Source organism: Bifidobacterium tsurumiense, assembly GCF_000741765.1.
GTDB lineage: Bacteria > Actinomycetota > Actinomycetes > Actinomycetales > Bifidobacteriaceae > Bifidobacterium > Bifidobacterium tsurumiense.
The window spans coordinates 43279-64470 of sequence record NZ_JGZU01000015.1; the positions used below are offsets into that span (position 1 = coordinate 43279).

The following is a 21192-nucleotide window of genomic DNA, read 5'->3' on the forward strand; positions in this document are numbered from 1 at the left end:
TACTAGTCTTCTGTGCGGAAACCACTATGAACAATTCTTCGCAATCGGTGAGTGCGGTAGAACTTGATCGCCGCCAATATCGACGCAAGCAGAATCTGACATCGGTTGTTATCAGCATCGTCAGCACTCTGGTGCTGGCTGCGCTGGTAGCAACCGTTCTTGGGTTGTCGCCGGGATGGTCCCGCGTGCAGCAATCCTTCTTCTCCGGCGAATACTTCGTCAAATCCTTCCCCGCCGTGCTCAAAGGTCTGTGGCTGAATGTTCAGGTGCTTTTCTTTGCGACAATCGGCGTGGCTATTGTGGGCACTTTATTGGCCGTGGTGCGCATAAGCACTTCCGCAGTGCTCTTTCCTCTGCGAGCCTTGGCGCAGGTGTACACCACTGTTATGCGAGGCATCCCCATGATCGTGGTGCTGTACCTTGTCGGTTTTGGCATACCGGGATTGAACCTTTTCGGGCGCATTCCAGCTGCGGTTTTGGGCACGATTGCCGTTGTGCTCACCTATTCCGCATATGTGGCGGAGGTTCTGCGCGCGGGATTCCAAGACGTTCATCCTTCGCAACGCGCCTCGGCACGGTCTTTGGGACTTACTTCGGCGCAGACCATCCGCATGATCGTGATTCCTCAGGCTTTGCGGAAGGTTGCGCCGGCATTGATGAATGACTTCATCGCAATGCAAAAGGATGTAGGGTTGATCTCTGTGCTTGGCGCAGTGGATGCCGTTCGTGCGGCTCAGATCAGCGTTGCAAGCTCATACAATTTCACCCCGTATGTGGTGGCCAGCGTCCTCTTCGTCGCCATGAGCGTTCCCTTTATCCTGCTCAATGATTGGTATACCGAGCGACTGCGCAAGCGCGAATTGAATGGAGGCGTGGTATGAGCGACTCTTCGACTCCAACATCCTTGGGACAACAGCCTTCTGCACATATGGGCTCTTCCGTGGCCAATCCAGTGCTTCGCTTGGATGGCATACGCAAATCATATGGCGAAACCGAAGTGCTCAAAGGCATTTCCTTTGATATCCAGCCACATGAAGTGGTGGCGCTTCTGGGCCCTTCAGGATCGGGTAAGTCCACCCTCATGCGATGCGTCAACCTGCTTGAGCGAGTCAACGATGGCCAAATCTGGCTTGGCGATACCGATATCACCGATCCGCGAATCAATCAGGACAAGGCCCGATCCCGCATCGGAGTCGTGTTCCAGCAGTTCAATCTTTTCCCTCATATGTCCGTGATGCGTAATGTCACCCTTGCTGCGATCAAGGTGCATCATTGGCAAAAGGATCGTGCCTATGAACGCGCGACTGAACTTTTGGAACGCATTGGCATGCAGGCCAAGGCGGATGCATATCCGGATCAGCTTTCAGGAGGCCAGCAGCAGCGTGTTGCCATTGCCCGAGCTTTGATGACGAATCCTGAATTGCTGCTTTTGGACGAAATCACCTCGGCTTTGGATCCCATGCTGGTCGGCGAAGTGCTTGATATGGTCACTGAGCTGAAAGAGCAAGGTACGACGATTCTCATGGCCACTCATGAGATGAGTTTTGCCCATGAGGCGGCTGACCGCATTGTTTTGCTCCGCAATGGTGTCATAGCCGAGCAGGGCACGCCGCATGAGGTTATGGATGAATCACAGAATCCTTTGACCAAGGAGTTCTTCAGCCATTTCCGTCATTAGTGGTTTACGGATCCTGGCTCCTCTGCGGCTGTTAACGGCTCTAAGCCTCAAAACGTCGAGGAATGGCGCAAAAGATATCGGGGATATCACATTGCAATCCATGCCATCCACGGCATACCGCATCCGCAATACAACAGTTCTTTTCAATGATTGGGTCCCCTTGGAGCGGCAATACTCCAAGGGGACCCAACGATATCTCAACGCTTTTCAGACGATTCCCGATGCTATAGCATGTCGCGGGTCAATTCCTTGGTCTCTTCCACATTCTTCTTCAGGGCTTCCACCAAGGCATCCGTACCGTCAAATGCTATTTGCGGCCGAAGGAATCCAGCGAATTCCACACAAACTCTGTGCCCGTAGAGATCCAGCCAATCATCATGCAGGGCATACGCCTCGACCGCACGCTCTGCAATTCCGGTTTCCTCGCTATACGTTGGTTTCGTACCTATGGAAATGGCTGCAGGCCAACGCCAAGGCGAATGAGGCGCCAATCGAGCGCTATCAGATCGTGCGTCTTCATCGCGATATTGTTGCACTGAGTTGTTCTTGTGACCATCCGAAGCTTCTGAATCAGCTGATTCAGATGTCTTCGAGTCCTGCTCACCCAAATCGATAAGCCAGCCTGCATACACGCCGTCGACCGGCAAATACCCATCAACAACCGTGTCCAGATTTGCCGTAGGAAAACCTATTGTGCGGCCACGCTGTTCACCATGGACCACAGTGCCTTCAATGCCATGGGCATGGCCCAACACCTCATTGGCATCCTTGATCCGGCCTTGCGAAAGCAAATACCGCACATGGGAAGAACTCCATACGCGCACTTTGCGACCCTGTACGCTCTTGCTCCACGCTCTCAGCTCTGCCTTGTTCATGCTGGCCGTTGGATCAACCGGTTCTCCCTCACTTTCAGGAGCCTGCGGCGTTATCGATGCCGGAACGCGCACATATCCAGGACCCAAGTCATCGACCACTTCAAGCTGGAATACGCCGGTGGCCTGTGCAAGCAATGATATGGCTTTGATATCGCCTGCCCGATTCGCGCCCATGACCGCATCGGCCCCCAGGACCAGCATGCGCATTCCCAGTTTGCCGACCAACTGCCCAAGGAAGAACCGATAGGACTTTGCAGCAAAGGCGAGTGTATAGCGCACTACCAACACATGATCCACTCCAAGTTCACGCATAATCCTTAGTCTTTGGCGAATCCCGGAGATTTTCTGGTCGTCATGCGCATCTTCGGGAAGGTCCATTCCCTGATGCTGTCCCGCGTATTGGTGTACTAGATTCGGACGTGGATCAAACATGATTACCACAGAGAATGATTGCGTGGCCTTAGCCTGCTGAACAGTGCGCTCGATCACCGCACGGTGTCCGCGGTGCATACCGTCAAAAGCCCCAACTGTCACAACTGCTTTTTTGTCGGCACTCAAGGTGGGCCAATCCACCAATCCACTGTTATCCGGTATCAACGTGGTGATATTCATATGATCCTCGTATCCAAACTTCTATTCGCGTCCATGCTAGCAGTAGACCGCCAACGCTGCCATACGCCCATGGCAATACATGGGTTCAACATATTGTGTGGAAAATACCATATGTTACGCGGAAATACCGTATCTATGCTGTAAACACCGTCACCGGCTTGGCCATCCCATCGCCATCGGCTTCGATAATCGCGACGACATCGCCTGTATGAGGCATATAAGCGGCGCTGAGCTCTCCGACTACTGCGGCGATTCGCCTGCCATAGCGTAAATCCTGAGCCTGGCTGTCGGTGATTTCTATCGTATTCATAGATCGCTTCACACTATCCAACATGGGAATCGCGTATTCGCGGATGGTGTCGCGATCGCATTCGAGGACGATCTTGTTTCTTGTTATCTGTGAGCCGTCTTTGCCGGTGATCAGGCGACTTTCGGTATGCGCTGTCAGAACCTTCGAGTCTTGGATATCGAATCGTCCCACTCGTATGCGCCGCAAACGTGTCAGATGTCCGCCGACCAAAAGCTCAGCACCAAGATCTCGTGCGAGTGCACGAATATATGTTCCGCTGGAACACGACACTCTCACATCAAGGTCGACGACGGCTTGCTCGTTTTCAGCGATGCCTTGACGCACATCGAGTACTTCAAATTCACTGATGGTGATGGGTCGGGCCTGCAATTCGACCTGCTCACCTGATCTGGCAAGATCATAGGCCCTTTGTCCGTGGATTTTGATGGCTGAGAAAGAACTCGGAACCTGTTCGATATCACCAAGGAAATGCTTCCGAATCGCATTTTCCGCAGCGAGCCGCATACCCTGCGCATCAGCCAACAATGCAATAGCGTTTGGGGACAACGAGGCAGTCTGCGACACAATATCGCCTTCGGCATCATCAGTGGTGGTTGATTGACCAAGCCGTATCGTGGCCTCATATGTTTTGCTATGCTCCACAAGGTAATTCAATAACCGCGTGGCATAGCCGAAACCGATAACCAACATGCCGGTGGCCATCGGATCCAGAGTGCCCGCATGGCCGACCTTTTTCATATGGAGTGCTGATCTGACGGCCGCAACGACATCGTGACTGGTTACGCCCTGAGGCTTATCTACCAGCAATAATCCTGAATCATGCTGTGAAACACCGGTCACTGAGCAGACTCCGAATCATGATGCGAATCCAAGCCAGAGGCTTCTTCTCCGTCGTCATCGAGATCATCGTCGTCCTCATTATCGTCGTCATTATCATCGAGCTCAATATATGAATCCGTGAAACCATCTGATTCTTCGCCACTGCCATCAATGCCATCATCTTGCTCGTCCCACTCATCGTCGGACTCATCTTCATCGTATTCATCATCGTGGCGGTATGGATCCGCGTCACCCGCATATTGCGCCGTTTCGCGCGCCTTGGCCAGTTCTTCGTCACGCTTGCGCGCAAGGGCCAGAATATCCTCGATTTCATGAGCCTCACCCGGCACTTCGTCATATATGAACTGCAATTGAGGAGTGAGACGCAGACCTGCCTTGGATCCCACCAAAGAACGCAGTCGGCCTTTTGCTTGGGAAAGGGCCTGCTGAGCACGTTTGCGCTCGCCTTCTTCCTTGCCCGCATGACCGAGTTGAGTCCAGTACACTTTGGCCAACTGCAAATCATTGGTAACGCGCACTTCGGTTATGGTCACATTGGAAAGACGCTGATCATGCAGATGCGATTCCATTGATGATGCGATCACTCGTTGGATAAGCGCTGCAATGCGTGCCGCACGGGGGTTCGTTCCAGCCATGGGATTTCCTTTTCCTCGTATTAGGTCTTATTCATTTCGCTGTATTACGCCGGTTAGCCTCAACACAACCATGCATGTTGAGGTTTTGCTCCGGCGCTTCATGCATTAACTATGCCCAGTCTATCGCGGGCCGCTCCCGCATGGTATGCGGCAAGAAAAAGCATTGCCCGTCGCTACCACGACAGGCAATGCTTCATTGGTATGAATCAGTAATTCACAGCTTGAGGTGAATTACTTGCGCTCAACCTCACGCATCTCGAAGGTCTCGATGATATCTCCCACTTCGATGTCATTGAAGGTACCGAGGTTAATACCAGCCTCATATCCTTCCTGAACCGAATTCACGTCATCCTTGAAACGACGCAGCGAGGAGATCTCAAGATCATTCACTGTTGCAACACCGTTGCGCAGAATGCGGCACTTGGTGCCACGCTTCACTTCGCCATCCTGAACCAGGACACCAGCGATATTGCCGAACTTGGAGGAACGGAAGATCTCGCGAATCTCGGAATGCGAGGTGACCACCTCTTCGAATTCCGGCTTGAGCATGCCCTTAAGAGCGGCTTCGATATCTTCAATGGCCTTGTAGATAATCGAGTAATACTTGATTTCCACGCCTTCGCGCTCGGCCAAATCAGCCACCTGGCGATTAGGACGCACGTTGAAGCCGATAATAACTGCCTTGTCGACAGTGGCCAAGTTGACATCGTTCTGGGTAATGGCACCGACACCGCGATGGATGACCTGAATACCGACCTCGTCAGAAACCTCGATCTTCATCAAAGAATCTTCCAATGCCTCGACAGAACCTGAGGAATCGCCCTTGATGACGATATTGAGCATATCGACTTCGGACTTGGCGAACTGCTCCTTGAGACTCTCCAAGGACACGACCTTGCGACGCTTGGCCAGCTGGGCCGCACGTTCGGTTGCCTGACGCTTTTCAGCAATCTGTCGAGCAGTGCGATCATCAGGAGCCACCAGGAACAAATCACCAGCGGTTGGCACCGAGGTCAAACCGAGCACCTGAACAGGAGCGGATGGCACGGCCTTATCCATATGCTGACCGTTCTCGTCAAGCATGGCACGAACGCGGCCATATGACGTACCGGCAACGATGGAATCACCCACATGCAAAGTACCCGACTGCACCAGAACCGTGGCCACTGCACCGCGTCCCTTATCCAGACGCGCTTCGATGGTTGCACCACGGGCGTCCATATCCGGATTTGCGCGCAGATCCAGCTCGGCGTCGGCGGTGAGCAACACTGATTCCAACAGCTTGTCCACATTGGTTCCCTGCTTAGCAGAGATGTCCACGAACATGGTGTCGCCGCCGTATTCTTCCGGAACAAGGCCGAATTCAGTGAGCTGACCGCGTACCTTGTCAGGGTTGGCTCCTGCGACATCGATCTTGTTCACTGCCACGACGATTGGCACATGTGCGGCTTGAGCGTGGTTGATCGCTTCCACGGTCTGAGGCATCACGCCGTCATCTGCAGCCACAACCAGAATCGCCACATCAGTGAGTTCGGCACCACGGGCACGCATGGCGGTGAACGCCTCGTGTCCTGGGGTATCAAGGAAGGTGATCTTCCTGGGCTCGCCCTCAAGATCGACGGTGACTTGGTAGGCACCGATGCGCTGGGTTATGCCGCCAGCCTCTCGGGACACCACATTGGTCTGGCGGATGGTATCCAGCAAACGGGTCTTACCGTGATCGACGTGGCCCATGACCGTAACCACAGGCGGACGAGGCTTCAAATCCTCATCCTCCTGCAGCTCTTCCTCATCGAGGTTGATGTCGAATTGCTGCAGCAATTCCTTATCTTCCTCTTCTGCGGAAACGATTTGAATATTCCAACCGATTTCCTCGCCGAGGATCTGGAAGGTCGACTCATCCAAAGACTGGGTGGCGGTTGCCATCTCTCCCAAATGGAAGAGCACAGTCACCAAAGCAGCTGGATTGACATTGATCTTCTCAGCCAAATCTGAAAGCGACGAGCCCTGACGCAGGCGAATGGTCTTGCCGTTGCCTGCCGGAATGCGAACGCCACCGATAACCGGTGCTTTCAGCTCCTCAAACTCATGGCGCTTTGCAAGACGGTTCTTGCGTGCCTTAGAAGACTTGCCGCCTTGGCGTCCGAATGCACCAGCAGCGCCGCCGCGACCGCGGCCACCACCGCGTGACGGACCTGAGGCAGGAGCGGAGTTGCCACCACCCTGATATCCGCCACCGTTACCGGAGCCGAAACGATTGCCGCCTGGACGGCCTTGCGAGCCTCCGGACTGAGGACGATTCTGCCCCCACTGACCTGGTCTTGCACCGCCACCTTGGCCCGGACGACCGCGGAAACCACCGCGCTGTCCACCTTGTCCCTGTCCGGGACGACCGCCGCGACCACGACCGCCTTCCACATTGGGGCGTGCCATCGGATGCGGACGAGGGATATCCCCCGGCGTAGGCGTACGCATACCCTGCTTACGGCTGAACGGATTGTTGCCTGGGCGTGGGCCTGGGGTCGGGCGCGATCCCTGAGCACCCTGGGATGCAGCACCGCCATGCTGTTGACCGCGAGGGGCATGCGGAGTGGGAACATTGCCGTTTCCTGGCCTGTTTTCATGATTGCGCGGGCGTGCCGGACGACCCGATTGCATGCCCTGCGAACGCTGGCGGGAATCACGAGAACCGTTGCGCTCATTACGTTCAGAACGCTCATTGCGCTCATGCTGCTGAGAGGAGCGCTGACCGGGCTTAGGGCCTGCGGGCCTCGGCGCTGAAGGTCGAGGATTCCTTGCCGCCGGTGCCGGCCCCGGTGTCGCCGTTGCCTGCTGACCTGGCTTGGGTCGTGCCGCGGCTGATGGTGTTGAAGCTTCCGGCTTTGCCGGCTTGGGCGCAGCATGTGTCGGTGCACCCTGATGCGTTTCCTTGGCAGCCCCGCCCTGCTTGGGGAAGGCTGCTTTCAATTTGCGTACAACTGGGGCTTCTACCGTCGAGGATGCTGATTTGACGAATTCACCCATATCCTTGAGTTTTTCAAGAACCGTCTTACTCTCGACGCCAAGCTCCTTGGCTAGTTCATATACGCGCTGTTTTGCCACTCAGTTTTCTCCTAAAATTCTGTGACCACGCGCATATGGGCGCGGCCACTATTCTCTATCGGCGAGCTTACCCCGTCTCATCGTGCGACCATGATCGTGCTACCTCGTCTCTGACCGTGGTGGAGGCGCACACGCCCCCACCCGGATACCGCGTTCCAGCATACTCGTTACGCTGGATTGCTGGCTTAATTTGCGCCCTCAGCCTTTGCCTCATGCGCTTGGGCAGATTCAATGCCGATTTTCCACCCGGTAAGCTTTGCAGCAAGGCGTGCATTCTGCCCTTCCTTGCCTATTGCCAGAGAGAGCTGATCGTCATTAATAAATGCCACAGCCGTCTTGTTCTTGTCACTGATCACATGCACGCCACGGGCAATGGCCGGCGAGAGCGCCGCTGCAACAAACTTTGCCGGATCATCCGACCAATCGACGATATCGATTTTTTCCGGTCCCAGATTTTCCATAACGGCACGCACACGAGCGCCGCCTGGCCCGATAAGCGCGCCCTTGGGATTCACGCCTTCCGTATTCGCCCGCACTGCGATCTTGGTACGAGCTCCCGCTTCTCGTGCGATTGCCATAATGGATACCGCTCCGGAAACCAGTTCAGGCACTTCTCGCTCGAAGAGACGACGAACCAGTTCCGGATGCGAGCGCGAAACCACGATTTCCGGACCGCGCAGGCCACGAGCCACGTTCACCACATACACGCGCAAACGTTCTCCGTGCCTATACCGCTCACCGGGAACCTGCTCTCGCCTTGGCAGAATCGCTTCCACATCGCCTACGGCAATATGCACATTGGTGGGATCCTTCACATCCTGTTGTACGATACCGGTAATCAGCTTGCCTTTTTGCCCAGAGAAAGCACCCAAGACACGGTCGTCCTCAGCCTTGCGGAAGAGCTGTCCAATAACCTGACGAGCCGTAGCAGCTGCAAGTCGACCGAAGTCCTTAGGGGTGTCGTCATATTCCTCCCCTAACTTCGGTGCCGGATGCGGGTTATCTTCGGTGGGTTCCACACGAATCTCATCTCGAGCCCAGACCGTGAATGTGCCTGCACGTTCGTCTAATTCCACGCGAACATGCTTTGCAGCGTGAGGGGTTTTTGAATAAGCCAGACGCAGGGCTTCAGAAAGTGCGTCATCAAGTGTTTGGGGATCAATTCCTTGCCCAGCAGCCAGCTGGTGGATTCCTGACAGGTCCAGTTCCATATTGCAAGACCTCCTATATGAAGTTATACATAATGCCAAGCGTTCCGCCCCGCTTGGTCACAGACAACCACTAGTCTATAGCTCTATGCAGACACGTTACGGCATTCTTTCGCACGGTACTTCACTTCTGCGTCGCATATGCGCTATAGGCGTATCGTTGGGGATTTCATTGACTTTGGCGGCGTGCAGCATGCCTCGTTTGGCAGGCAGAGCGGAATCCGAGCGAACCATGAGCACATGCGAAGCGTCGTATGCCGTAGCACACGCGAATTCTACATATATCGATACGCTCCCCTTTGATCAGTTGAGGCTACTGTCTGCTCAGAGAGCCCAGAATGCATGGCTTCAGGTAGCGGCTGTTTGTTCTCAACGCTTCAGTCAGGGAACCGTGCGTGCAGCCCAGGCCATGTATAGGCAATATATTCTCTCGAAGCGATTGGGCATCGCGAATTCCGTCGGCACCTCTTCACGGTTGGATGGGGTAACCGCTCTTGCTATTTCTGATTCCGCCATTTCCTCTATGGCTTTGGCAGAAGACCGCGCTGGCTTCATCGTCGAGGTTCTGGCTGCCCGTTCTGTGAGCAATGCCTCATTGACCATTAGCGACAATCACAAGGCAGCAGCGTCACAATTTCTTGCGCTGAGCGGCACCGCTAAAGACAATCGTCAGAAAGTGTACGCAGTCGACCAAATATTTGCGCATCCTGACACCATAACCGATTCAAGCTCCGGTTTGACGGTGCCCACCATTGCTGCAACAGAAATGGATTGCGCTCGAGAGGAGCTTGCCGCTTTAACGGATATGACACAGTCCAGCCAAGCATCCTCATCTTCGGCCTCACTCTCACAGGATTCCTCATCCCCAGAGGATTCTTCAGCTTCGCAAGATTCCTCACCCTCAGAGGGTTCGTCATCTTCTTCGTCATCTTCGCAACATTCGTCATCTTCGACACCCACCATGTCATCTTCGCCATCAGCCACTTCCACAGCCGACTCAGACGAATCGCCTTCTGCCAGTGAAGATTCCAGCACCGATGTCCTGACGAATAACGCCGGCTATGATAATCTCGCCATCTTGATAGCAACTCATATCTACCAAGCACTGACTTTTGGATACCCGAACCTGGATGTGGCACTACTGGTGACGAAATAATAGAATATCGGCCTACTGAAAGGGTTATAGGACAAACAACGGAATTATAGGCCAAATAACAGGCCCTAGGCACCACGCTCAGTTCCTATATAGGCCGACCATAGGCCCCAATCGTGGCCTACAGGCCGAATTGCACACGTTTCCCAAACGAAAAAGGAAAAGGGTTTTGGGAATGACCCAAAACCCTGAAGTGCGGATGAGGCGAGATTCGAACTCGCGGAGGGGTTCGCCCTCACACGCTTTCGAGGCGTGCTCCTTAGACCGCTCGGACACTCATCCAACTATTGCAAAGCAACTTGTTTATTATAGGACATTTTTTCATATGCGCAAGCGGCGTGCCGTTTGATGCGGCCATACGCATGCGTCGATCCCTGCCACGGTCCGCATTGATATCGACCTGCGTTTGAATGTGTATCAATACAACGATGAGACGTTGAACACTTCATATTCATGTGACGACCAGATCACGTTGAAGTCCGTGAAGGTATCCGACGTGCAAGATTGCTGGTGTTCCTCGCTTTATGGCAACCATCCCGTGCTGTATCCCATGAATTCGCTGGCACGCCGCTGTGCCATAGCGTCATAACGTCCTTTTTGCGCGAATTGCATTTGCACGGCTTGCCAGCAAAGCATCAGCGGGATATGCCACATGCTCGAGAGTCAGTCCGCATGCTGCAATCGGCCCTGTAGAGCCTTCTCGCACGGGGGTGTCCATCTTGGATGCGAACCATTCGATATCCTTCTTGCCCTGTCCCACTTTGACACAGGCATTCACCAATGAACGCACCATATTATGAGCGAATGCATCAGCCACAATCGTGAAGCACAGCAATCCACTCTCCATAAAGGGCGTGCTATACGTCGCAATCTTCGTTGACGAGTCCACATCACCGATCTGTGTCAATGCCTCTTGTCTCACTCGATGCCAATAGGCTGTTTTCACTTCGCGTATTGTGGTGCCACCGGGATTGGGAGTTGCAAATGAACCAAAATCATGCAGACCTACGGTCAAGGCTGCAGCCTGATTCATGGCATCAACATCAAGGCTGTAATCAACTGCCAAAACGCAACCCCGCATACGCGGATCGATTACAGAAGTTGCGTCAGCGATACGATACACATATGTTCTTTCAAGTGCAGAAAATCGTGCATCGAATCCATCAGGAGCTCTGCTGATATTGTGAATAGCTATGTCATTTGGCAGCACATGGGTTAACCGGTGACGCAGGGCTGCAATACCATTCACCTGCATATGGCCTATGCATGAATCCAGAACATGCGGCTCAATATCAAGATGACATACCTGGTGAGATGCATGAACTCCTGTATCGGTTCGTCCTGCAACGGTCAATCGCAGAGGATTGGCGATATCATCATCAGGGATCCTCAGAACCGTGTGCAATGCGGATTCGATTTCCCCTTGCACTGTGCGCAGATGAGGCTGCCTCGCCCATCCGTAAAATGCACCGCCATCATATGCTAAATCGATTCGTAGTCTCATTGGGTCCTGACATTCTAAGGGTTGAGTGTCTTCAGTGTATCAATTCACCTAGCGCCGCTAAATTCTCCGCAACTCCCTTGAAAACAATAATGGGCCGAAACCATAAAGGTTCCGACCCATTATCTTTATGCCTATGAAGACTACTCAGCAGCCTCAGTGGTCTGCTCTGCAGCGGTCTCGACAGGAGCTTCAGTTGCTGCAACCTTGGTTGCTGCTTCAGCTTCCTTGACGACTGCCTTCTTCGGGCTTACCGGCTCAGTCACGAGCTCGATAATGGCCTGAGGAGCGGCATCACCACGGCGAGGAGCAATCTTGACGATACGGGTGTAGCCACCCTCACGCTGCTCCATCTGTTCCGCAATCTGGGTGAACAGCACGTGCACCACGGACTTGTTGCGGATAACACGCATCACGCGACGACGTGAATGCAGATCACCACGCTTGGCGAAGGTCACAAGACGCTCGGCCAGAGGACGAAGACGCTTGGCCTTCGGCAAAGTTGTGGTGATACGACCCTTCTGGAACAGACTGGTCGCCATATTTGCCAGCATCAGGCGCTCATGCGCCGGGCTTGAAGCCAGGCGTGGGCCTTTTTTCGGTGTAGGCATTGTTTCTCCTTATTGCCACGAGGCATAGGTGGCATATGCCCGAACATCCATGCTCGCGAGCTGATTGGTGAATGAGGACGTCACTCGTCTTCCGGCGAGAAGAACGTGCCACCTTCAAGGTTGTTGGCATCAAATCCCAAAGGAGAAGCCTTAAGCGACAATCCGAGAGACTGCAGCTTTTCCTTGACTTCATCGATGGACTTCATACCGAAATTACGAATATCGAGCAAATCCTGCTCAGTGTGAGCGACCAATTCCCCAATGGTGTGGATGCCTTCACGCTTCAGGCAGTTGTAGCTGCGCTGAGTGAGGTTCAAATCCTCGATCGGCACTGCCATCTCGGGGTTGACTTCCTCAACGACAGGAGCCGGACCGACTTCCACGCCTTCAGCCTGGGCATTGAGTTCACGGCACAAACCGAAGAGCTCAACCAAGGTCGAACCAGCGGAAGCAACGGCATCACGTGGAGTGATGGCCGGCTTGGTTTCCACATCCAGAATAAGCCTGTCGAAATCCGTGCGCTGTTCCACACGGGTTGCCTCGACCTTATAGCTCACCTTAAGCACCGGCGAGTAAATCGAATCGACCGGGATACGCCCGATCTCATCGCCGTCCTGCTTGTTCATCTGCGCAGGAACATACCCACGGCCGCGCTCAACGGTGAACTCGATCTCAAGTTCGCCGTCTTCGGCAAGCGATGCAATATGCAGATCAGGATTGGCAATGGTCACACCTGCAGGCGGAGTGATATCTCCCGCCGTGGCTTCGCCCTTGCCGCTCTTGCGCAGATACATAACCACCGGTTCGTCGTATTCGCTGGTGAGCACGATGCCCTTGACATTGAGGAGGATCTCAGTGACATCCTCTTCAACACCTGGAAGGGTGGTGAACTCATGCAGGGCTCCGGAGATGCGCACCGAAGTCACAGCAGCTCCTGGGATGGAGCTCAGCAGGGTACGACGCAGCGAGTTACCCAGCGTGTAACCGAAACCAGGCTCAAGTGGTTCGATGACGAAGCGGGAACGCTGTGGAGTAAGAGATTCCTCGGTAAGTGTCGGACGCTGTGCGATAAGCACTGTATTATCCTTTCAGCTTCTGCGCGGTGGTGCACTCACCGGACATAAGCGGGTTGGATGGACGAATTCTAGTAGTGCTCAGACGCGGCGGCGCTTCGGAGGACGAACGCCGTTGTGCGCTTGCGGGGTAACGTCGGTGATGGAACCGACTTCGAGTCCGGCGGACTGCAAGGAACGGATGGCGGTTTCACGGCCAGAGCCAGGTCCCTTGACGAATACGTCGACCTTCTTGACACCGTGCTCCATGGCCTTGCGAGCAGCAGACTCAGCAGCCATACCAGCAGCGTACGGAGTGGACTTACGGGAGCCCTTGAACCCGACATCGCCACCGGAAGCCCAGGACACAACTGCTCCGGACGGATCGGTGATTGAAATAATGGTGTTATTAAAAGTTGACTTGATATGCGCCTGCCCGACAGGAACCGACTTGCGATCCCTACGACGAGGCTTGCGCGTGGCCTGCTTTGCAGCTGCCATTGACCCTCGTTTCCTAGTAACGAACTAACTTGTTTGTCCAGACGATGAGATTGTTCATCTCGTGGCCTGGAGCGTGCCACCGACTACTTGGTAGCCTTCTTCTTTCCGGCGACCGTGCGCTTCGGACCTTGCGGGTGCGTGCATTGGTCTTGGTGCGCTGACCGCGCACAGGAAGTCCCTTACGGTGACGCTGGCCTTGGTAGCAGTTGATCTGGATCTTGCGACGGATATCTGCATCGATTTCACGACGCAGATCACCTTCGATCTTGTAATTACCTTCAAGATAGTCACGCAGCGTAATCAGCTGCTCATCCGTCAGATCCTTGACGCGAGTGTCCGGATTGATACCGGTCGCGGCAAGCGTTTCCTTGGCACGAGTACGACCAACACCAAAAATATAGGTGAGGGCGATCTCGATGCGCTTCTCATTGGGGATGTCGACTCCGGCAAGACGTGCCATTGCGATTCCTTCTGTGTTCCGCAGGTCGTACACCGAGTCTTCCGGTTTCCCGGACCGGGCCTGCGTACCCGGTGTTCAGCTTTCGCTGCGACTCAGCGCCTTATCTGTTGTATGCCGCTGGAAATCTACTCAGCCTTGGCGCTGCTTATGGCGCGGGTTGACGCAGATCACCATGACGCGGCCGTGACGGCGGATCACGCGGCAGTTTTCGCAGATCCTCTTCACGCTAGGGCTGACCTTCATGGTTTTCCTTTACTTGTACCTTACTTGTAACGGTACGTAATCCTTCCACGGTTCAGATCGTATGGGCTCATTTCCAGCACTACCCTATCCTGAGGCAGAATACGGATGTAGTTCTTCCGCATCTTGCCCGATATGGTTGCGAGCACGATGTGCTTATTCTCTAGTTCGACGCGAAACATCGCGTTAGGCAGTGCTTCCACTACCTGACCTTCGACCTCAATCACACCGTCTTTTGCCATGAGCCTCGTTCCGTTCCTTGGCTGAATTACTTCGTGTGTCTGAAGACACACCAAATTGCAATAATACAAGAAAAGTGGGTTGAGGCAAACACTCGGCGTGTTGCCTCAACCCACTTCGTATAATATGTCGATTAATTCAGCGACTGAATGATGCGCTGATTAATGGATTCGATATCGCCGACGCCATCAACCACAACCAACTGGCCGCGGCTTTCATAGACATCAAGCAAAGGAGAAGTTTCCTTCTCATACGTTTCAAGTCGCTTTGCAATCACTTCAGGAGTGTCATCCGACCTGCCCTCTTCAACCGCACGCTTTTGCATGCGCTCGAGAAGAATGGAACGTGCCGCTTCCAATGCAACCACATGGTTCAAAGGAGTTCCCAACTCCTCAAGCATGGTGTCCAGCGCACTGACCTGAGCCGCATTGCGAGGATACCCATCGAGAATCCAACCATCCTTGGCATCGTCCATGGCGAGACGATCCTTCACGATCTTGTTGGTCAGTTCGTCAGGAACCAATGCACCGCGGTCAATAAACTCCTGAACCTGCTTGCCCAATTCAGTCTTGTTCTTCAGGTTATAACGGAAAATATCACCGGTGGAAATGGCAGGGATGCCATAGTGCTTGCTCAGCAGAGCTGCCTGGGTGCCTTTACCTACGCCCTGCGGGCCCATGATCAACAAACGCAATGTGGTTCCTTTCTCAGTCACTTTGACTCAGACGACTTGTCATCATCTGATTTCTTGGATTTCTTAGCTTTCTTGGACTTGGAATCCTCATCCTCGTCATGTGAGAACAGGAATCCTGCGTATTGGAACTGCTCGGTCTGTGCCTTGGCCTGACGCAAGGTATCCAGACCAACACCGGCGATAATCAGGATTGTGGTACCGCCGAATGGCAGACGCGAATTCAGATTCAGAGCCATGATCAATACGGTCGGAATCAACGCCACGAAGAGCAGATACACGGCACCGACAGTATTCAGACGGTTCATGACGTAGTTGAGATAGCGGCTTGTTGCACTACCCGCACGAATACCGGGAATGAATCCGCCATATTGCTTCATATTGTCAGCAGTCTCGTCTGGATTGAAGGTGATCGAAGTGTAGAAGAAGCAGAAGAACACAATCATCAAGGCGTACAAGGAGATGTACCACACTGAGGTGGTATTCGCCAGATTGTTGTTAATCCACGTGACCCAACCTGCACTTGAGCTGCCGAACTGTGCAATCAGCGTCGGAATCGCCAAAATCGAAGAAGCGAAGATCGGTGGGATCACACCGCTCATATTGATCTTCAAAGGCAGGTAGGTGGAAGATCCACCATACATCTTTCGTCCGATCATGCGACGGGTGTACTGCACAGGAATACGACGCTGTGAGAGCTCCACGAAGTCGACGAAGATCAAGATAACCAAAAGAACACCTGACACGATGCCGAACTTGGTCCAATCACCATCGGTGCCATTGCTTCCCCAACCGATCTGCCACAACTGAGGCAGGAAACCGGAGCAGATGGACATGAAGATCAGCACGGACATGCCTTGCCCGATGCCCTTGTCGGTGACCAATTCGGCCATCCACATGATCAGGCCAGTACCGCCGGTCATGATGAGCACCATAACGATCAGATTCCACACAGAGCCATCCGGGATGACCTGAGAGCACTGATAGTTGAAAAGGGCTCCGGAACGTGCGGTTACCAGAATGGTGGTCGACTGCAGCACTGCGAGTCCGATGGTGAGATAACGAGTATACTGCGTCAGCTTCGCTTCACCGGACTGGCCTTCCTTGTGCAAAGCTTCAAAGCGAGGAATAACGACTCGCAACAACTGAATAACGATGGATGCCGTGATGTATGGCATCACACCCAAAGCGAATATGGACAGCTGCAGCATTGCACCGCCCGAGAAGAGGTTTACCAGTCCCACGAAGTTTTCCGAGGCACTGGACACAGTCGTGAGACATTCACGAACTACTTTATAGTCAACACCCGGTGTAGGAATGAATGAACCGATGCGGTAGATGATGATGATACCAAAAACGAACAGGATCTTATTACGAAGTTCCTTTGTTCTGAAGGCCTGGATTAACGTCCTCACCTGGGGTTTCCTTCCCTTATGGTGCACTTCGCACCTATGCAAAACAGACTCTAACGCACGAGTCTAGCGCAGAGCGCCTACCTTATGCGTATCACACGCCGACACGCATGACATATGCAAAGGTCCTCCCCGCGTAATCGCGGGGAGGACCTTACTTAGCTCTTATGAAGCATATCCCCGAAGATACTCAGTCTTCGGAAACGTTACCACCGGCAGCTTCAATCTTGGCCTTGGCAGATGCGGATGCCTTCACACCAGAGATGGTGAAAGCAACCGTGGTCTCCCCATCGCCCAAGACCTTCACTGGCTGGTTGGCACGCACAGCGCCCTTGGCCACGAGGTCTTGTACGCTGATTTCTCCACCCTTGGGGAAGAGCTCAGCGAGTGTTGCGATGTTAACAACCTGGAACTCCTTCTTGAAGGGGTTCTTGAAGCCGCGCAACTTAGGCAGACGCATGTACAGAGGCAGCTGGCCACCTTCGAAGCCAGGACGTACCTGATAACGCTTCTTGGTACCCTTGTCGCCACGACCTGAGGTCTTACCCTTGGAGCCTTCACCACGTCCGACACGGATGCGGTTCTTCTTGGCACCTGGGGCAGGACGGAGGTCATGCATCTGCAGGATTGTGGTTTCTTCTTCGTTTGCCATAATCAGTCAGCCTCCTCGACGGTCACCAAATGGCGGACCGCATTGGCCAGACCACGATTCGCAGGGGTGTCCTCGCGAATGACGCTCTGACCGATCTTGCGAAGTCCGAGAGTCTGGACGGTGGCGCGCTGCTTTGCATTGGAGTTAACCAATCCACGCACCAGAGTGATCTTCATGTTGCTCATCACTCACCATCCTTTGCTTCAGCAGCCTTGGCCTGAGCCTCTTCACGAGCCTTACGTGCTTCGGCAATGCCTTCTGCACGGGCGCGGAGCAAGGCGTCAGGAACGACCTCTTCAAGAGACAGGCCACGACGAGCAGCGATCTCTTCCGGCTCTTCAAGGTTCTTCAGCGCATCCACGGTTGCACGAACCACATTCACTGCGGTCGCGGAGCCCATGGACTTGGTGAGGATATCCGTAATACCTGCGCATTCCATGACGGCGCGAACAGCACCGCCGGCGATTACACCGGTTCCGGGTGCGGCTGGACGGAGCAGAACGGTGCCTGCAGCGTCATGACCGATTACCGGATGGGTGACGGTACCGCGGATACGTGGAACAGTGAACATGTGCTTCTTGGCGTCCAGCTGGCCCTTAGCGATTGCTGCAGGGACTTCACGGGACTTGCCGTAGCCAACACCAACGGTGCCGTTACCGTCGCCAACCACAACCAATGCGGCGAAGCTGAAAGTACGACCACCCTTGTGGGTCTTAGAAACACGATTGATCGTCACAACGCGATCGAGCAGCTCATCGCCGTGATTTTCCTCACGACGATTACGGCGCTGACCACGACGGCCCTCACCGCGCTGGCCACGACGGCCGCGACGGTCGTCATTGCGCTCCTCAGAGGCCACAGCATTCTGAGTTTCTTCAGCCACTTGAGTTTCCTTCTGGGTTTCGTTGTCGCTCACAGTGCCAGACCTCCCTCGCGGGCGCCCTCAGCAACAGCTGCGACGCGACCATGGTACTTGTTGCCGCCACGATCGAAGACAACTGCGGTGATGCCTGCATCCTGAGCCTTCTTGGCAACCAGTTCGCCGACCTTCTTTGCAGCTTCGACCTTGGTGCCTTCAAAACCTTCGAATGCAGCGGTCATGGTGGACTCGCTCACCAAGGTGATTCCCTTGGTGTCATCGACGATCTGGGCAACCATATGACGGTTGGAACGGGTGACCACCAGACGCGGACGCTCGGCAGTACCGAAAACGCGCTTGCGCAGGCGGGCGTGACGACGAAGACGAGCGACCTTCTTGCCTTTACCGAAAATCTTTACGCTCATAATCACTTACCAGCCTTTCCAGCCTTGCGCAGGATACGCTCGTCGCTGTACTTGATGCCCTTGCCCTTATAAGGTTCAGGAGCACGCAACTTGCGAATATTCGCAGCCACCTGGCCGACAACCTGCTTATCGGTGCCCTTGACGATCACCTGGTTGGGATTCGGCAGTTCGAATTCGATGCCTTCCGGAGGGTTCACGGTAATGGTGTGCGAGTAGCCGAGCGAGAACTCGATGCCCTTGCCCTTCATCTGTGCACGATAACCGGTACCGACAATATCGAGAGTCTTGGTGTATCCCTCGTGGACACCCTTGACCATCGATGCGACGATGGCGCGGCTCAATCCGTGCATTGCACGGGTAGGACGCAGGTCATCAGCCGGAGTCAGGATGATCTCATTGTCTTCGACCTTGGCAGTGATGCCATCAGGAATGACATAAGCGTCAGAACCCTTAGGTCCCTTGGCGCTGAAGGACTGTCCGTCAATCTTGACTTCCACGCCTGCCGGGATGGAGACGGGGAGCTTACCAATATGCGATGCCATGTGTCAGCTCTCCTTTCTCACCACACGTAAGCGACGATTTCGCCGCCAATGCCCCGGTCGAGGCATTCCTTCTGAGTCAACAATCCCGAGCTGGTCGAGATGATAGCGATACCGAGACCACCAAGAGGCATTGGCAACGAATCGGACTTTGCGTAACGACGCAAGCCTGGCTTCGAGATGCGCTTGATGCCCTGGATGGAACGCTCACCGTTTGGACCGTACTTGAGAGAGACCTCAAGGGTCTGTCCAACCCTGGCTTCCTTTGCGGTGAAGTCCTTGATATAACCTTCACGCTTCAGGATCTCAGCGATATTCGCCTTGAATTTGGAGTACGGCATATCCACGGTTTCGTGCTTTGCCGCGCTCGCATTACGCAGACGCGTAAGCATGTCTGCGATCGGATCTGTCATTGTCATGTGGGCTAACGCCCTTTCTCGCCGTGGTTTCCGCCGCCCTCCCGGAAGCAATTCCGTTCGGGCCGCGGACCTTCAGCGTCGATGTTTACCAACTGGACTTCGTAACTCCGGGCAACTCGCCGCGGTGAGCCTTCTCACGAAGGCAGATGCGGCACAGGCCGAACTTGCGGTACACGGAGTGGGGACGACCACAAACCTGGCAACGCGTATAAGCGCGCACCTTGAACTTCGGCTTAGCGGCCGCCTTGTTCTTAAGAGCGGTTTTTGCCATTTCAGTTCTCCTTGAAGGGGAAGCCGAGGTGCTTAAGCAGCACGCGTGCTTCCTTGTCGTCCTTGGTGCTGGTCACCACGGTGATATCCATACCACGCTGGTGATCAATCGAATCAGGATCGATCTCGTGGAACATGGACTGTTCGGTGAGACCGAAGTTGTAGTTGCCCTGACCGTCGAACTGCTCGCCGCTGATACCACGGAAATCGCGGATACGAGGCAAAGCAAGGGTCAGCAGGCGATCCAGGAACTCCCACATGCGATCGCCGCGCAGAGTCACATAGGCGCCGATGGCCTGGCCTTCGCGCAGATGGAACTGTGCGACGGACTTCTTGGCCTTGGTGACCTTTGGCTTCTGGCCGGTGATCAGAGTTAGATCCTTGATGGCACCCTCAATGAGCTTGGAGTCGCGAGCTGCGGCGCCAACACCCATGGATACGACAACCTTCTGAACCCGGGCTACCTGCATTGGATTGGAATATGAGAATTCCTTCTCCAGAGCTGGGATGATTTCGTCCTTGTAGCGCTGCTTCAAGCGCGGAGTTGCCGGCGCTTCGATAACGGTATCGCTCATGCCAGCTCCTTTCCGGACTTCTTGGCTACGCGCACACGCACGGTCTTCACCTTGCCGTCACGTACCTCTTCCTTGATGACTACACCAACACGAGTCGGCTGCTTGGTCTCCGGGTCGATCAACATCACGTTGGAGCGATGGATCGGAGCCTCGGTGGACACGATACCAGCCTGCTCGCCCTGCTGTGTAGCACGAACGTGCTTCTTGACGATCTGCACGCCTTCGACGATCAGTCGATCATTAGGAAGCACGCGCTTAACGGTGCCTTCCTTACCGCGATCCTTGCCGCGGATGACCTTGACCTGGTCGCCGGTCTTGATCTTGGCTACCAT

25 protein-coding genes, 1 tRNA gene and 1 pseudogene are annotated in these 21192 nt (G+C 54.4%); 3 read left to right on the forward strand and 24 right to left on the reverse strand.

The window, feature by feature from the left end:
• Nucleotides 1–26: 26 nt before the first annotated feature.
• Entirely contained in the window at nt 27–881 is an 855-nt protein-coding gene (locus tag BITS_RS06025) for an amino acid ABC transporter permease (RefSeq protein ID WP_026641520.1), read from the forward strand.
• Nucleotides 882–928: 47 nt separating this feature from the next.
• Complete coding sequence (locus tag BITS_RS06030; RefSeq protein ID WP_034533503.1) at nt 929–1678, forward strand: amino acid ABC transporter ATP-binding protein; 750 nt, start codon at nt 929–931, stop codon at nt 1676–1678.
• Nucleotides 1679–1902: 224 nt separating this feature from the next.
• Here BITS_RS06030 and ribF read toward each other — a convergent pair whose 3' ends face one another.
• From ribF to nusA, 5 genes are all read right to left on the reverse strand, one after another.
• The gene (gene ribF / locus BITS_RS06035) at nt 1903–3165 is read right to left on the reverse strand and encodes a bifunctional riboflavin kinase/FMN adenylyltransferase (RefSeq protein WP_026641522.1); all 1263 of its coding nucleotides are present in this window, start codon (nt 3163–3165) and stop codon (nt 1903–1905) included.
• A gap of 133 nt (nt 3166–3298) precedes the next feature.
• Complete coding sequence (truB, locus tag BITS_RS06040; RefSeq protein ID WP_026641523.1) at nt 3299–4315, reverse strand: tRNA pseudouridine(55) synthase TruB; 1017 nt, start codon at nt 4313–4315, stop codon at nt 3299–3301.
• Nucleotides 4312–4950 (reverse strand): 30S ribosome-binding factor RbfA, encoded by a 639-nt coding sequence (rbfA, locus tag BITS_RS06045; RefSeq protein ID WP_081693467.1) that lies wholly within the window; start codon nt 4948–4950, stop codon nt 4312–4314. Before rbfA ends, truB begins: the two co-directional genes overlap by 4 nt.
• Before the next feature lie 231 nt (nt 4951–5181).
• Nucleotides 5182–8052 carry a translation initiation factor IF-2 gene (gene infB, locus BITS_RS06050; protein WP_026641524.1) on the reverse strand — a complete coding sequence of 957 codons (2871 nt, stop codon included), beginning with the start codon at nt 8050–8052 and terminating at the stop codon, nt 5182–5184.
• 185 nt (nt 8053–8237) lie between these two features.
• The gene (gene nusA / locus BITS_RS06055; protein ID WP_026641525.1) at nt 8238–9263 is read right to left on the reverse strand and encodes a transcription termination factor NusA; all 1026 of its coding nucleotides are present in this window, start codon (nt 9261–9263) and stop codon (nt 8238–8240) included.
• An 85-nt stretch (nt 9264–9348) separates the two neighbouring features.
• Here nusA and BITS_RS06060 point away from each other — a divergent pair, with 85 nt between their 5' ends.
• Complete coding sequence (locus tag BITS_RS06060) at nt 9349–10416, forward strand: hypothetical protein (RefSeq protein ID WP_152571188.1); 1068 nt, start codon at nt 9349–9351, stop codon at nt 10414–10416.
• A gap of 193 nt (nt 10417–10609) precedes the next feature.
• Here the strand turns inward: BITS_RS06060 and BITS_RS06065 are convergent.
• The 19 genes and pseudogenes from BITS_RS06065 to rplX all read right to left on the reverse strand — a co-directional run bounded on the left by BITS_RS06065 (nt 10610) and on the right by rplX (nt 21192).
• A tRNA-Ser gene (locus BITS_RS06065) sits at nt 10610–10695 on the reverse strand.
• Between the two features lie 301 nt (nt 10696–10996).
• On the reverse strand, nt 10997–11917 hold the full coding sequence (truA, locus tag BITS_RS06070; protein WP_026641526.1) for a tRNA pseudouridine(38-40) synthase TruA: 921 nt from the start codon (nt 11915–11917) through the stop codon (nt 10997–10999).
• A 140-nt stretch (nt 11918–12057) separates the two neighbouring features.
• Nucleotides 12058–12525 carry a 50S ribosomal protein L17 gene (gene rplQ, locus BITS_RS06075; protein WP_026641527.1) on the reverse strand — a complete coding sequence of 156 codons (468 nt, stop codon included), beginning with the start codon at nt 12523–12525 and terminating at the stop codon, nt 12058–12060.
• Between the two features lie 80 nt (nt 12526–12605).
• A complete protein-coding gene (locus BITS_RS06080) occupies nt 12606–13601 on the reverse strand; it encodes a DNA-directed RNA polymerase subunit alpha (protein ID WP_026641528.1) in 996 nt (331 codons plus the stop codon).
• A gap of 78 nt (nt 13602–13679) precedes the next feature.
• Entirely contained in the window at nt 13680–14078 is a 399-nt protein-coding gene (gene rpsK, locus BITS_RS06085; RefSeq protein WP_026641529.1) for a 30S ribosomal protein S11, read from the reverse strand.
• Nucleotides 14079–14161: 83 nt separating this feature from the next.
• Nucleotides 14162–14538, reverse strand: a pseudogene (rpsM, locus tag BITS_RS06090) (30S ribosomal protein S13).
• Between the two features lie 129 nt (nt 14539–14667).
• The gene (gene rpmJ / locus BITS_RS08950; RefSeq protein WP_003808136.1) at nt 14668–14781 is read right to left on the reverse strand and encodes a 50S ribosomal protein L36; all 114 of its coding nucleotides are present in this window, start codon (nt 14779–14781) and stop codon (nt 14668–14670) included.
• Nucleotides 14782–14801: 20 nt separating this feature from the next.
• A complete protein-coding gene (infA, locus tag BITS_RS06095; protein ID WP_003808114.1) occupies nt 14802–15020 on the reverse strand; it encodes a translation initiation factor IF-1 in 219 nt (72 codons plus the stop codon).
• Between the two features lie 131 nt (nt 15021–15151).
• A complete protein-coding gene (locus BITS_RS06100) occupies nt 15152–15712 on the reverse strand; it encodes an adenylate kinase (protein ID WP_026641531.1) in 561 nt (186 codons plus the stop codon).
• A 17-nt stretch (nt 15713–15729) separates the two neighbouring features.
• Nucleotides 15730–17124 (reverse strand): preprotein translocase subunit SecY, encoded by a 1395-nt coding sequence (gene secY, locus BITS_RS06105; protein ID WP_044259610.1) that lies wholly within the window; start codon nt 17122–17124, stop codon nt 15730–15732.
• A 187-nt stretch (nt 17125–17311) separates the two neighbouring features.
• Complete coding sequence (rplO, locus tag BITS_RS06110) at nt 17312–17773, reverse strand: 50S ribosomal protein L15 (RefSeq protein ID WP_026641532.1); 462 nt, start codon at nt 17771–17773, stop codon at nt 17312–17314.
• A 2-nt stretch (nt 17774–17775) separates the two neighbouring features.
• On the reverse strand, nt 17776–17958 hold the full coding sequence (rpmD, locus tag BITS_RS06115) for a 50S ribosomal protein L30 (protein WP_026641533.1): 183 nt from the start codon (nt 17956–17958) through the stop codon (nt 17776–17778).
• Complete coding sequence (gene rpsE, locus BITS_RS06120; protein ID WP_034533450.1) at nt 17958–18689, reverse strand: 30S ribosomal protein S5; 732 nt, start codon at nt 18687–18689, stop codon at nt 17958–17960. Before rpsE ends, rpmD begins: the two co-directional genes overlap by 1 nt.
• Complete coding sequence (rplR, locus tag BITS_RS06125; RefSeq protein ID WP_026641535.1) at nt 18686–19057, reverse strand: 50S ribosomal protein L18; 372 nt, start codon at nt 19055–19057, stop codon at nt 18686–18688. The genes rpsE and rplR overlap by 4 nt, the downstream gene beginning before the upstream one ends.
• A gap of 2 nt (nt 19058–19059) precedes the next feature.
• On the reverse strand, nt 19060–19599 hold the full coding sequence (rplF, locus tag BITS_RS06130; protein ID WP_026641536.1) for a 50S ribosomal protein L6: 540 nt from the start codon (nt 19597–19599) through the stop codon (nt 19060–19062).
• Between the two features lie 17 nt (nt 19600–19616).
• Nucleotides 19617–20015, reverse strand: coding sequence for a 30S ribosomal protein S8 (gene rpsH / locus BITS_RS06135; RefSeq protein WP_026641537.1), 399 nt, complete (start codon nt 20013–20015; stop codon nt 19617–19619).
• A gap of 85 nt (nt 20016–20100) precedes the next feature.
• Entirely contained in the window at nt 20101–20286 is a 186-nt protein-coding gene (locus BITS_RS06140) for a type Z 30S ribosomal protein S14 (RefSeq protein WP_003808046.1), read from the reverse strand.
• A 1-nt stretch (nt 20287) separates the two neighbouring features.
• A complete protein-coding gene (gene rplE, locus BITS_RS06145; protein WP_026641538.1) occupies nt 20288–20860 on the reverse strand; it encodes a 50S ribosomal protein L5 in 573 nt (190 codons plus the stop codon).
• Nucleotides 20857–21192: a 50S ribosomal protein L24 gene (gene rplX, locus BITS_RS06150; protein ID WP_026641539.1), complete on the reverse strand. Its 336-nt coding sequence runs from the start codon at nt 21190–21192 to the stop codon at nt 20857–20859. Before rplX ends, rplE begins: the two co-directional genes overlap by 4 nt.